This is a genomic window from Bradyrhizobium sp., assembly GCF_016462955.1.
In the GTDB taxonomy this organism is placed as follows: domain Bacteria; phylum Pseudomonadota; class Alphaproteobacteria; order Rhizobiales; family Xanthobacteraceae; genus Bradyrhizobium.
This window is the reverse complement of the sequence record NZ_JAEMSD010000193.1, coordinates 1-11546: the sequence shown is the minus strand read 5'-3', so window position 1 is coordinate 11546 and position 11546 is coordinate 1. Positions and strand designations below refer to the sequence as shown.

5 protein-coding genes and 1 pseudogene are annotated in these 11546 nt (G+C 60.2%); 1 reads left to right on the top strand and 5 read right to left on the bottom strand.

The window, feature by feature from the left end; genetic code table 11:
* Positions 1-981: 981 nt before the first annotated feature.
* A pseudogene (locus JHD07_RS19945) lies at positions 982-1085 on the bottom strand (IS5/IS1182 family transposase); the annotation flags it as partial.
* 183 nt (positions 1086-1268) lie between these two features.
* Between JHD07_RS19945 and JHD07_RS19940 the strand changes: the two are divergent.
* Complete coding sequence (locus JHD07_RS19940; protein WP_291624982.1) at positions 1269-1544, top strand: hypothetical protein; 276 nt, start codon at positions 1269-1271, stop codon at positions 1542-1544.
* Positions 1545-1820: 276 nt separating this feature from the next.
* Here JHD07_RS19940 and JHD07_RS19935 read toward each other — a convergent pair whose 3' ends face one another.
* The 4 genes from JHD07_RS19935 to JHD07_RS19915 all read right to left on the bottom strand — a co-directional run bounded on the left by JHD07_RS19935 (position 1821) and on the right by JHD07_RS19915 (position 11435).
* Complete coding sequence (locus JHD07_RS19935) at positions 1821-3068, bottom strand: GTP-binding protein (protein ID WP_291624981.1); 1248 nt, start codon at positions 3066-3068, stop codon at positions 1821-1823.
* An 8-nt stretch (positions 3069-3076) separates the two neighbouring features.
* Positions 3077-9523 carry a DUF4082 domain-containing protein gene (locus tag JHD07_RS19925; RefSeq protein WP_366864848.1) on the bottom strand — a complete coding sequence of 2149 codons (6447 nt, stop codon included), beginning with the start codon at positions 9521-9523 and terminating at the stop codon, positions 3077-3079.
* A gap of 897 nt (positions 9524-10420) precedes the next feature.
* Positions 10421-10702: a WGR domain-containing protein gene (locus tag JHD07_RS19920; protein WP_291624980.1), complete on the bottom strand. Its 282-nt coding sequence runs from the start codon at positions 10700-10702 to the stop codon at positions 10421-10423.
* A 421-nt stretch (positions 10703-11123) separates the two neighbouring features.
* Positions 11124-11435, bottom strand: a complete 312-nt coding sequence (locus JHD07_RS19915; protein WP_291624978.1) for a hypothetical protein — start codon at positions 11433-11435, stop codon at positions 11124-11126.
* Between the last annotated feature and the right edge of the window lie 111 nt (positions 11436-11546).

Sequence of the window (11546 nt, the reverse complement as noted above, 5' to 3'; positions counted from 1 at the left end):
GACCAGTACTGTGCGGCCACGGAAAAGCCGGGGACGGCCACGGCCCGGACGCGGCCAAGCTGGATACGCCTCCCATCGCCTTCACGGATGCCAATCGCGCCCGTCAGCGCAGCGTCTTCAGCCTCTAGCAGGTCATCACGCAGGGACTTGATGGAACGGCGATGGGGATGAAGATCGCCGCGCGAGGATCTGAACCGGACTTCTGGAGACGACTAACCTGCGGAGCACGATTGCTCGGGCCTCGGGCGCTCAACCGATCGCGCAACATCACTTGCGGCACGCAGGTCTGGTTGAATGTCCCCCTCGCACTACGGACGAATTTGGACGCTGATATAGACTTGTGGACCACCCGGCCCGGCGCATGGCAATTCGGGCTCCGATCAACGCCGTCGCAGCGGCACTGATCTTAAACCGTACGTACCAGCGTTACGAAATCCAGAAAGGGAAGGGGTAGGTACGGCCGTCGCGCCGGTGCCGACAATAAAACCCGCAAAATTAACATGTGTGCCTGCCAAGCCAAAAGAATCAAGCTATGATGGGTTTCTAGGGCACTCATGTTTGACGCGGCAACAACCGCGCTTTTGCGCCCAGTGTTTCTGGCGCGAAGTTAGCTTCGGATATTCCATAATCAATATTACGCAAACAGTTCGGTTCCGATGCTACGGGCTGAGCACGGCGGCCCCGATCCAATCACCAAGCCGCTCCAACGCCGCTGGCTCGCGGGGAACTAGAACGTGGACGCAGCCATAGCCTGGTTCGCGCGAGTTGAACGAAGGCAAGATAGTTGGCGGCGAGTCTTTCATAGAGCAGCGCCATCCCACGATATTGTTTGATCCTGTTGAAGAACGTCGACCTGCTTGCGAGCTCGGTAGGATACAGGCTGAAGCAGGTCGACCGCGGACGCACGCGAAAAATGGAGGTATCGATCGTCTGGACAGCGGCATCATGAGCAGGGGCAAGTACACTATGATGCCGGCCACCAGCTCGCCGCCAGCGGACAAGCCATTTATAGGAGGTGTAAGGATCAAAATGATCGGGCAATCGCGCCAAGGTGCGCCGGATCGCAGGACCCAGAAGATGCCACTGATCGTTTACCCAAGGGACCGCCATGCGGATTGTTCGGCAGCAAGGACATTCATAGTTGGCGCTCGCGGCACGATTCGGCTCCCAGTTTGGGAGCTTGAATCACGGGGCAAGCAATAGAATGCTGGAGGCGGGGGAAGGCGGCGCACCCGCCGCCTCTACGAACAGATGGAAGGTACCTACCGGTGCGGGCTCACGCCCAGGAAGAGTTGGAGCGGTCACAGAAGCGAGCGGAGGCGGTCGACAAGCTGAAAGAGTATCGTCGCTTCGCGTTATTTCTTGATCTAGGTCAATGGTGCCCCACTTCTACAAAGGACCATGGGGCCATGCCCGGTCCTGACAAACAGACCGACGATCAGGAAGCCAAGCCATCGCGCTTGGACGATTCGCGCCGGATAATCGAGGAGTACGCGGCCGACCTTCGCGAGATCATCAAGCAGCTGCGCCGCAAATTGAACTAAACCTGCACCAGTTGGTGGCCTCTCGCCAGCCCATGTAGAGCAATTCCGGTTGGCCATCGCGATATTTCCTGCGATTGCACAGACGCCGTCGGTATCCGATTTATCAGTACGCGCTCTAGCTTGATTTTGAGCTGCACAAGAGCGCGAGCTTAAAGGGCTAATAAGCGCAAACGAACTCAAGTCGTTGCCGCGATCGGGGACTCTCATGCGAGGCTATCGAAGAGCAGACGTATTGATATTGAATCAGCGCAAGCCCGAAGGACTTCTAAGGAACTGCTAGATAAGGGACACCGCGGTGTGGTTCCTGTGGTCAGGAGAATGCCAAGATGGAAACGGGTCGCTAAGGCCGCGCCAGCTCTGCGGATCAAACCGGTTTTCGGTATGGGCGAGACAGTCGTCCAGCAAGGCTCGCATATACGCTTCATCCATGTCTGAACCGATGAAGACGAGTTCCTGGCGGCGGTCGCCCCAAACGGCGTCCCATCGCCTTCTGAGATGTTCTTGAAACTGAGGATGGCTTGGCCAGCTCGTTTTTGGGATTGTCGCCCACCAAAAGCCCATCGGCTCGCACCGACGTTGGATTCCAGCAACGGAGAGGAGAGCCACCCAATCCGGACGGGTGGCGAGCCAGAAATGTCCCTTGGCACGAATCACACCCGGCCAGGGCTTGTTGAGAAAAGACAAAAGCCTGAGGGGATCGAAGGGACGTCTCTCCCTGTAGACAAAGCTGGAGATGCCGTACTCATCGGTCTCCGGCACATGGGAAGCCGGGCTGTATAGTTCCTTGTGCCAGAGGGGATGTGTCGCAGCCTTCGCTTCGTTGAAAAGGCCGGTGTTGAGAATCACCTTGAGAGGAACTTCGCCGAAGTCGGTCTCGATTTGGCGCGCTTCGGGATTGAGTGCAGCAACGACTTTGCGAATTGCCGCACGAGTCGCCTCTGTCGCTTCTGATACCTTGTTGATCACCACTACGTCGGCGAACTCGATCTGCTCAACCAGGAGATCGACGAGCGTTCGCTGGTCATACGCACCGCGCAACTCGCCGCGATCACGTAACAGGTCACGACTGCTATAGTTGGCGAGCAGGCTCAAGGCGTCGACGACGGTGACCATTGTGTCGAGTCTCGCAAAATCAGAAAGGGAGGTGCCAGCTTCGTCGCGAAACGAGAATGTTGCCGCAATGGGAAGAGGTTCAGAAATCCCGGTTCCTTCAATCAGCAGATAATCGAAACGCCGTTCTTGAGCCAATCGCCTGACCTCCAGCAGGAGGTCGTCGCGCAACGTGCAGCATATGCAACCATTGCTGAGCTCTACGAGCGTCTCCGTCGTGTGTGACAGGTTGGCACCGCCGTTCTGAACCAGATTCGCGTCTATGTTTAGCTGGCTCATGTCATTGACGATGACCGCAACGCGCAGACCCTCGCGATTCAGCAACACGTGGTTGAGCATCGTGGTCTTCCCTGCACCGAGGAATCCGCTGAGCACGGTGACTGGCAGCCGATTGTCCTTGTCCACTCTCTCCATCAGTCCTCCTAGCCGGTCAGCTGGGGACGGAACAGCACGTCAACACCATAGCTCGTCGAGTTGTAGGTGTTGGTGGGGAACAGGCTTCCGGTTCCGTACGCATACACGCCGTTGCCGCCGCTGGAGCTGGACGACGGAGCCGTCAGCGGTCCGTTCGTGACAGCGTTGGCAAACAGGCTCGGATCGGCCGCGTAGTTTCCGGCGGTGTGATAGGATGCGATGTAAGTGGTTCCCGGGTTGATCGTCACCGGGGTCGCAAAATTGACCTGTTGCCAGCCGCTGGCGGTTTCGTTGGTGAAGGTGGCGGTGGCGAGCAGGGTGCCGGTGCTGCTCCAGAGATCCGCGACGTGGGTGCCGGTGTTCGATGCGCCTTTGTAGAAGCGGAGCCCGGTGATGTCGCCGGCACTGGAGGCTTGGAACTTCATCCCAAGCTCCACCGAGTTCGGATCGTTGACCGACACAATGCTCGGCGTCGGATTCGAACTGAACAGGCTCACAATGGTAGAAGACGCGGCGTTCACGGTGAGAGCGACCGACGCACTGGCCGTGCCCCCCCGGCCGTCGGCGATGGCATAGTTGAAGGACGCTGGCCCGGTATAGCCCGCCGTCGGCGTGAAGGACACAGTATTGGTCTGGGCGTTCAAGCTCGCGGTGCCGTTGACGCCGCCGCTGACACCCGTGATCGTCAATGCATCGCCGTCCGGATCGGTATCGTTGGCGAGCAGCGCCGAAGCAGCGATCGTGAGCGAACTGTTCTGGGAAGCGTTGAAACCGCTGTCGTTCGCCGCAACCGGCGACTGGTTGGCGCCGCCGCCTGTGGTGAACACCACATCCACCCAGTAATTGGTTGCACCGAATGTGCTGGTGGGGAACAGAGTGCCCGTGCCGTAGGTGTAAACGCCGTTGCCACTCGCAGGGGCCGTCAGCGGGCCGTTGACATGAGCGGTGGTGAAATAGTTACCAGTTGCCGTGTAACGGCCGTTGCTGTGGAAGCTCGCGACGTAGGTGGTGCCGGCGGTGATCGACACCGGGTTGCCGAACGTCACGGTCTGCCAGCCGCTGGTGGTCTCGCCCGTGAAGGTCGCGGTCGCCAGCAGGGTGCCGGTGCTGCTCCACAATGAGCCGGTATGCGTGCCGGTGTCACTGGCGCCCTTGTAGTATTTGATGCCGGTAATGGTGCCGGCCGCAGACGACGTAAACTTCACGCCTAGATTAACCTGGGACGCATCGGAATCCGACAGCACCGCCGGCCTGTCCGAACTCGAGAACAGGCTCACCGTCGCGGGGGGAACGGACACGGCGATATTGAATGTCTCGCTCGCGACAAGGCCGCCAAGATCGCTCGCTGAAACCCTGACACCGACGTTGCCGGCCGCCGTCGGCGTGCCGCTGAACGTCCGTGTCGAAGCGTTGAACGTCAGCCATGCCGGAAGCGCCGAGCCGTCGGCGGCGGTGGCCGCGTAGGTCAGCGTGTCGCCGGAATCGACGTCGGTGAAGGTATTGGCAGGCAGCACCAGGGAGAAGGCCGAGCCGGTGCTCGCGTTCTGGTCTGCGGTCTGGGCCGCCAGCACCGGCGCGTCGTTGGCGCCGTGAAGGGTGACCGTGAGCGTGGTCGACGACGTGGCGCCAGCGGTGTCGCGCATGGTGTAGTTGAAGACATCGGTGAGCGTGTTGGTCGATTGCCGTAAGGCCTGCACGGCGGCATCGGTTTCGCTGATGGTATAGGTGAACGCACCGGAGGCATTGAGCACGAGGCTTCCGTGGGCTCCCGCGAGGGCCGCGCCAAGCGTGCCTGAGGTCGCGCCGAAGCTGACGGCGGTGACGGTCTTGGTGTCGCCGGCGTCCGGATCGGTGTCGTTGGTGAGGACGTTGCCGCTTCCGGGCGAGCCGCCCGAGCCATTGGCGGTTCCGCCCTTCTCGGTGGCATCCGCCGCGTCGGCGACCGCCGTTGGCACCGCGTTCGGCGTTGTCGACACGATGATGTTGAATGTCTCGTTGGCGGCCAGGCTCCCGAGATCGGTGGCTGCAACCCTGATACCGAAGGTACCGGCCGCCGTCGGTGTGCCGCTGAACGTCCGTGTCGAAGCGTTGAAGGTCAGCCATGCGGGAAGCGCCGAGCCGTCGGCGGCGGTGGCGGCGTAGGTGAGCGTGTCGCCGGAATCGACGTCGGTGAAGGTATTGGCGGGCAGCACCAGGGAGAAGGCCGAGCCCACGGTGGCGCTCTGGTTGCCGGTCTGGGCCGCTAGCACCGGCGCGTCGTTGGCGCCGTGAATGGTGACAGTCAGTGTCGCCGACGATGTGGCGCCGGCGGTGTCGCGCATGGTGTAGTTGAAGACATCGGTCAGCGTGTTGGTCGACAGCCGCAAGGCCTGCACCGCGGCATCGTTCTCGTTGATGGTGTAGGTGAACGCCCCGGAGGCATTGAGCATTAGGCTGCCGCGGGCGCCGGCGAGCGCCGTGCCAAGCGTACCGGCGGTCGCGCCGAAGCTGAAGGCGGTCACGGTCTTCGTGTCGCCGGCATCGGGGTCGGTGTCGTTGGTGAGGACGTTTCCAGTGGCCAGCGAGCCGCTGGTGCTGTTCGCCGTTCCACCCTTTTCGGTGGCGTCCGCCGCGTCGGCGACCGCCGTTGGCGCGACATTGGTAGAGCCGTTCGGAACGAACACGACGTCGGCCCAGTAGTTGGCGCCGTTGTAGGTGTTGGTCGGGAAGATCCCGGCGGTGCCGGTGCCACCATAGGCGTAGACACCGTTGCCGGCGGAAGGCGCCGTCAGGGGGCCATTGGTGACAGCGGTGGTGAAATAACCGTTGGTCGCCACATAGGTGCCGGTGGTGTGATAGGAGGCAACGTAGGTGGTGTTGGCGGCGATGGACACGGCCGCGGGCAGCGCGACGGTCTGCCAGCCGCTGGCGGCTGTGTTGGTGAACGTCGCGCTGGCGAGCTTGGTGCCGGTCGCGGTCCACAGATCGACGATGTCGGAGCCGGTGTCGCCGGCGCTGCGGTAGAACTTGAGGGCTGTGACCTGGCCGGCAACGGACGACGTAAATTTCACGCCGACCTCGAGCTGTTGTCCATCATTAAGGGCGGTCTGTGCCGGTGTGCTGGACGCGCTGAACAGGCTCACGGGAGCCGCTCCGGGCGGTACCACCGAGAAGCTCACAGTCGCTGAAGCCGTGCCGCCGCGTCCGTCCGAGATTGTGTAGCTGAAGCTCGCCGGACCGGTATAGCCGGCGTTGGGCGTGAAGGTGATGGTGTTGTTCTGCGGATTGGGTTGCGTGTTGAGTGTGACGGTGACGTTCGTGGGTGCGCTCACCGCAGTGACAGTCAAAGCATCCCCGTCGGGATCGCTGTCGTTGGCGATCAGGGATGCCGCCGTGATGACCGTCGGCGTATCTTGCGCAACGGTCGGGCCGACATCGTTCGCGGCCACCGGCAACTGGTTGGCGGCGGACGGGTTGAACATGACGTCGACCCAGAAGTTCGTCGCAGAGAACGTATTCGTCGGAAATAGGCTTGTGCTGCCGTACGCGTAGACGCCATTGCCGGAAGCGGGCGCTGTTAGCGGACCGCTTGTCACGTTACTGGTGAAGTAGTTGGTGGTGTTGGAGTAGCGGCCCACATTGGTATGATAGGAGGCGGTGTAGGTTGCCCCTGGCGTCAGCGACACCGGAGTGGAAAAGATCGCGCTCTGCCAGCCACTTGCGGTCTCGTTCGTGAAGGTGACCGTCGCCAGCTTCGTGCCTGTGCTCGACCAGAGCTCGCCGGTGTGGGTACCCGTATCCTGGCTGCTCTTGTAGAAGCGAATGCCGCTAACAGTACCGGCCACCGAGGTCTGAAACTTCACCCCGAGCTCGACTGCACTAGAATCCGTGGTGTTGACGACCGCAGGGCTCGCCGAGCCTGGGAACAGCGTCACATAAGTTGGTGCCGAAACGGTCACCGTGCGCCCCGCCGAGGGTGTTTCCAGATTGATGCTGTCGTCCACCGCGCGTGATTTGATGGTGTAAGTCCCGGCAACCTGCGGCGACCAGGTATAAGTCCATGTCTCGTCACCGATCGCGTTCTGCCAGCTCAGTCCGCCATCGGTCGAGACTTCCACGCCGGCGATCACGCCGCCGCCGAGATCCGCTGCCGTGCCGGAAATCGTGACCGCACTTCCGGCAGCGAAATTTGCTAGTGCGTTGATAGTGGAGGTCGGGGCCGTCGAGTCCGCCGAGGCGGTACCCGCGATCATCCCCGGCTGGAGCGTTCCTGGTTGAATGCCCATGTCGGCCAACAGGTTGACCATCGCCTGTTGCACGCGTGGGTCACTGGGAGTTGGTACCAAGTCATGATTGTCGCTCAGGCCCCACGACCAGTAAACCGTGCCGGCTCCGAAGACCAATGCACCGCTTGGCGCGCGATAGAGCGTCAGGTTATGAGTCGAAACGCCAGCCCCGGTCGTGTTACCGTAATCAAGTAGATATGTATTGACCGGAAGCGTCGTCGAGGAGAGTCGGACAAGGCCGGCGGGGTCGAATCCGTTGTCCGGCGCTTCATCCCACTCATAGCCGAGATAGTTCTTGGTCAGCGTCGCAGTCTGCCCTTGCTGAAGATTTGCAACGCTGGTGTTGCGCCAGAAGCGCAGGTTGGCGTCGTCATAGGGGACCGTGATTGCCTGCAGGGCGCCGCTATTGTTGGCGCCGACATCATCGACCTGGAACATCTGTCCGATCAAGGCGTTTTCGGGAACTCCGCCGCCGACGGCCGGCGGGCTGAGGCGCGGGTCACGGAAGGTGCCGGTCCACTCGTTACTTGGATCGATGGAAGCTGACGGTGACCAGGTTTCCTTATACGAGATCAAGGTGCGATAGGCGCTGGCGTCGCTGCTGATGCTGTTGCCCCAGCGCGTGCGCCAATACATCTCGTTGCCGCTCCAGAACGCCAGATTCACCCCGGCATCGCGGGCTGCCTGGACATTGGCGCGCTGCTGCCCCGACCAATATTCGTCGTGACCAACGTCGAGATACATCTTGTGGTTAAGAAGCAGGCTGCCGTAACGGTCTGCATCGACTCCCGACATGTAGGAGACGTCGTAACCGTTCTGCTCCATCCAATAAATCGTCGCGTACTCGGCGCCGAACAGATAGTCCTGCGGACCTGCCGCAGTACCGATGCTGCCGCGCGTGGCAATTGGACGGTTGTAGCTCACGGCGTAGGCGCGTCCTGCACCTTGACCGGTCGCAGGACCATTGCCGCCATAGAAATTTGCGCCGCCCCACCCGTTGTACGCCTGCCAGGTTGTATCCGAGGTTTGGAAGATGACATCGCTGGTGCTGCTGTCGTCCCTAACGATGAATGGTATATGATTTGCGCCGGCAGTTCCGTCCTGGCGCACGAGCTTTGCGATATAAACGCCGGACACCGCATCGGCCGGAATATCCCAGGAAGCTGAGACGGACCAATTGCCGGCATCGACCAGGCCGGTCGCCGCGTCGCGCAGCGGTGCAGGTTGATTCTGCACGCCCGTGTGCTGGATGGTGGCGACCTTTCGCGCTCCCATGCCGCCATAGTAGCCAAGGCGGTAGATGTCGACCCGGTAGTTTGATGAATTCGTATTGATCTTGAAGTCGACCCGATTGCCACGATTGACGCTGATGTCGGTGGCAAAACCTTCGATATTCGAACTGCCCGCGCCAACGATATCCCATTCGCTTTGTGGGTTTCCCGGCTTCTGGTTCTCGAGAACGATTGGATTTGTAGAAGTCGCTGCGGCCGCGAGAAGGCTGGTCGATTCCGTTGTGGCGGCCTGCCGGCCGGCTGGAGGAGCCGTTGCCGTTGTGGTTGTCACCGAGCCGGACAGAATCCCGATAGGGCTGGTTGGCGTCCCAATGCCGGTCTCACCTCCGCCTGGCAGCACGTTCCAGTTGGTCAGCGGCGCAACGTACTGCAATGACATGGCAGCACTGCTGGAAGCTCCCATGATGCCGGCCTGGCCGGTCAGCGCGAAATCCGCGCCTCCAGACAATCGGCTGCCCTGCAATTGGCCGCTGTGAGCCGCCATCTGATCAAGTAATCGGGTTGGAGCAATGAAGTATCCGCAACCACAAATCTGCGCGACCGCTGGAGGTGTAGACGATCCAACGACGGCCGGGGTCAAAGCCGCGGAGGGGACCTGACCGAGGATGACGACGGGATTTGAGGTCATTTGGTCGGCTGGCGCAGGCGTTAGCGTTCGCAATCCTGCGGTTACGCCCGCAAATCCGGCGGGCGAAGTCATACTGGACGATAGCGCAGCGGTATCGGAGGGGCTCAGGCCTGTACTTTTCAGCGGATTTCGTGCGGCGTGCGGCGACAGCCGCTCGTCCTCGGCGTCTGAATCAGACGCCCAAATATTTCTCTGGCGCAGAGTCCGTGGCCAACTCCGGAATCCGAGAGCTATGTGGCTCAAGCCGGACTTTTCGTACAAGGACCTCATGACATCCTCGCGAGAGATAGGGGAATATGCGTGACAGGTTCTGATGGCCGTCACCCAGACGACGGCTTGGATGTTGAAGCGATATCTCTAATGTTCGTGAGCGAGCCAATTTAAGACTTGCAGGAGAGGCTCTGAACCAAGAGCCGAGCGCGAAACCCCACTCGATCTGCCGTTCGGCTGCGATCGCGCTGTTATTCGTAATGGTTGCTACAACCATGGCGTCGCCGGCAAAAATTCAATCACGCCAAATTAAAGCATTAATATTAACTACATTAAACATTTAAAATCAAGATTTCCGTGTCACATGGTCGCATAGAGCTTTAATGCCCAGCGCCCATCATTTTGTTGTTGCTGGAATGAGGATGGCTTCCCCGAACCCAGGAATCCGCAGAGCACGGTGACTGCAGCCCATTGGCGGCGCTTGCTTCCTCCTTCATAAGTTTCCCTGGCCAATGATCTGCGGGCCGGACGACATTAACGGAGGCAGGTCGTGGTCCATAAGGCGCGGGCAACGACTAAGCCTAACGCCCTCGGACTCAACCGATTATTAATAGTATCCGTCACTTAATACTAGTATTTAGGTCCACAAATTGAATCAAGGCGCGGCCGGCCCAACGCGTTTTAAAGTGCGTCCCCAGAGACATGCTCGACTTGGCCATGCACATGGTCATTCACTGATGGGCTGATTAGTCAAAAGAGCGCCGGCGTCGGATCGACCTCCATATGCTGCTCAGCCCGGCTGGGCCTGGCTGAAGCTCATATTGGCGGCGCTCGTCATTCTCTTCTATTCGCATAACCTTCATTATGGAATACTTTTGCAATTCTTGGAATGCGACCGAAGATGACTTCGGATTACTTTAGTATACTTTCTTCGGCGCTTCGTCCATCCCGGCCATTTCACGCGGAGTCGCACGTTCGCTCCAAACATGATGAATGCCGCTGGACGTAACCGCGACGGGTTTTTCGTCTGAGCCAGGACTCGAGAGCCTCGACGGCCTGCACGTGACCATCAAACAGATCGAGCCGCCGTCGACCCCGCCCACCGAGACGGCCCCATTCACGCACCAATGCGGTATCGCCAAAGAGCGTCGGCTCGATCGTGAGCACGTAGAACCGCGCCATGTTACGGGCCGGATCGCGACGCTCGAGCACGAGGCATTGTACGGTGAGTTCGGACATGCGCCAGAATCGCAGTCGCCGAATCGACCGTCCAATTAAATAAATGAATCGATCCGGGCCAACGATTCAAAAATTTTATGCAGGCAACGACACAGTCGGGGCTAGGCTCGCGATCGGCGGCTGAGCTGAAGCCTGCAGGCTCCAAGCTCGTTGGTTCGAAGATGACGAACGCACCGCAAAAGAGCGTCTCAGGTTACGACATGCACGATTTCCTGAACCGGCCGGCCAAGCGTTGGATCGCGAGCAGCGCCGGCGAGCGCTAGCCCGGCTCGAGGCCGGCGAGCCCTCGCGCGAATTCGCGCTGACGTTCAACGTTGCTGACACCATAATTGGAAGGCTGAAGCCATGACGGCAATCGTGCTGACCCGCAGCGATCCCGCGAAAAAGGCGAACGCGAACCTCATAGGCGGCTCGCCGCTTTCTATCGGTCGTAGTGTTTGCCGCCGGTGCTGATTTGATAAAGGGTCGCCGAATAAGGAAGACGCAGGAGAATGGAAGCTTCCTTCGTGACCTTGCCGAGGACGGCAGCCCGGCACAGAAGGCTGACACCACCCATTGTTCGGTCGCAAAAGGCGTCCGCGCTGTCGATAAAATTCAGCTTTGTAAGGCGAGCTATGACGACGGTCCGCCCCTCGGGTAACGCGCCAATTGGCTGAACAACAAAGACGGTGATGAACTGCGCACCAACGATGAGCGCTAGAAGGAGCGCACCAATACCGAGCCAGACTTTCACCCTCCCCTCCGTCTATCTTGAATAATCTATTACGGCAGACGCGGCGCCGACCCGGGTCGCCATGATCTCAGGCTTCTCACCCGAGGCGGCGAATCCGGCTTGCAACATCGA